This window comes from Streptomyces flavochromogenes (assembly GCF_000717595.1).
GTDB classification, from domain to species: domain Bacteria; phylum Actinomycetota; class Actinomycetes; order Streptomycetales; family Streptomycetaceae; genus Streptomyces; species Streptomyces flavochromogenes.
In genome coordinates this window covers 1-1079 of record NZ_JNZO01000089.1, presented here as the reverse complement: position 1 = coordinate 1079, position 1079 = coordinate 1, and the positions used below count along the sequence as shown (strand labels likewise).

Here is a 1079-nt window from a genome sequence, read left to right as displayed (position 1 = left end):
GCGCCCTGAGCAGGCCGTCCTGGAACGCGTAGCTCGTGCGGTACTGGTTGTCGTGGGTGAGGGTCTTCGTCGTGACGACGACCGGCCCGTTGTTCCGCACCAGGTAGTCGTACTGGATGTTCGGCGCGCTGGGGTACGTCGCCTGGGCCCTGCCAGGGAGCCACGCCTTGGTCACCCGGCCCAGCGGGTCGTGGACGGTCGTGGTGACCTTGCCGTTCACATCGGTGATCTTGGTGGGCAGCGAGCGCCGCGGTGAGAAGACCGTGGTGACCGCGTGCCCGAGCGGGTTGGTGACGACGCTGCTGGTCGCCACCTCGCCGGTGGCGGGGGTGTAGGCGGTGCGACTGATCTTGCCGTAGGCGTTGGCCTCGGCCAGCCGCCGACCGTAGATGTCGTAGCAGAGCTGGGTGCTTCCGGCGCCGCAGACGCTCGGCGTGGAGGTGACGATGTCGTAGCCGGCGCCCGCGCCGTTGATCCGCTCGGACTTGGTCACGAGGCCCTTGGTGGGTGCCGCGTGCAGGGCAAGGCCGTCGTAGTACGCGCGGACGTCGTCGATCACGTCCGCGGGGCGCGACACGGTCGCGCCGCAGGCGACGGCGACGGTCTCACTGCGGGAGACCTTGTCCAGGATCGTCGAGGTGCCGGTGCGGGCGTACGTCGTGGTGGTGCACTTCTCGTCACCGGTCTTGTCGACGTCGCCGAGATCGGAGACGGTGGCGACCAGGCCCTCGGAATCGAAGGTCTTCACCGAGCGAGTGGTGCGTTCACCGCCCGTGATCCGGGTGCGTGTCTCCTCCGTCTGGGTGCCCGTGAAGTACGCCTCAAGGGCGGGCAGTCCGGTGCGGGCGCGGGTCGCCGTCACGGCCGAGCGCCACGGGACGTATGACGAGGCGCTGACGAGCGGTCCGCCGTCGCCGTCGTAAGTGGCCTTGTCGCGGAGCATGCCGGCGAACTGCTCACGGTCGGTCACGGCGACGCCGGCGGAGTTCTTGACCTGGGCGCCGTCGATGCCGCGGAAGTAGCGGGCCTCGGAGAGGGTCTTCTTGTCGAAGCCGGCGCCGGTGCGGGTCTGGACGAGG

General features: G+C 69.7%; 1 pseudogene. It reads right to left on the bottom strand.

Features of this window, described 5'->3' with window-relative positions:
- Positions 1-1079: pseudogene (locus tag IF00_RS42220) on the bottom strand (hypothetical protein); the annotation flags it as partial.